Annotated in this window: 1 rRNA gene; it reads left to right on the forward strand. The window is 46.0% G+C overall.

The features are described from left to right. Positions 1–3: 3 nt before the first annotated feature. A 16S ribosomal RNA gene (locus tag KJK34_RS15575) occupies positions 4–400 on the forward strand; the annotation flags it as partial.

Raw genomic sequence — 400 nt, forward strand, 5'->3', positions numbered from 1 at the left:
AATAAATCAGAGTGCTCAATACAAGCGCTTGCTTGAATAGCTCATCATGGAATAATGAAACAGGACTTCGGTTCTTTTTGTTGGTTCTAGAACTGATTTAATGGTTAAGAGGGACAAACCGGGGGCATTCGTATCATTACGCGAGAGGTGAAATTCGTGGACCGTAGTGAGACGCCCAACAGCGAAAGCATTTGCCAAGAATGTCTTCATTAATCAAGAACGAAAGTCAGAGGTTCGAAGGCGATTAGATACCGCCCTAGTTCTGACCGTAAACGATGCCATCTCGCGATTCGGAGGGTTTTTGCCCTGCCGAGGAGCTATCCGGAAACGAAAGTCTTTCGGTTCCGGGGGTAGTATGGTTGCAAAGCTGAAACTTAAAGAAATTGACGGAAGGGCACCA

Source organism: Flavobacterium coralii (genome assembly GCF_019891545.1).
In the GTDB taxonomy this organism is placed as follows: Bacteria; Bacteroidota; Bacteroidia; order Flavobacteriales; family Flavobacteriaceae; genus Flavobacterium; species Flavobacterium coralii.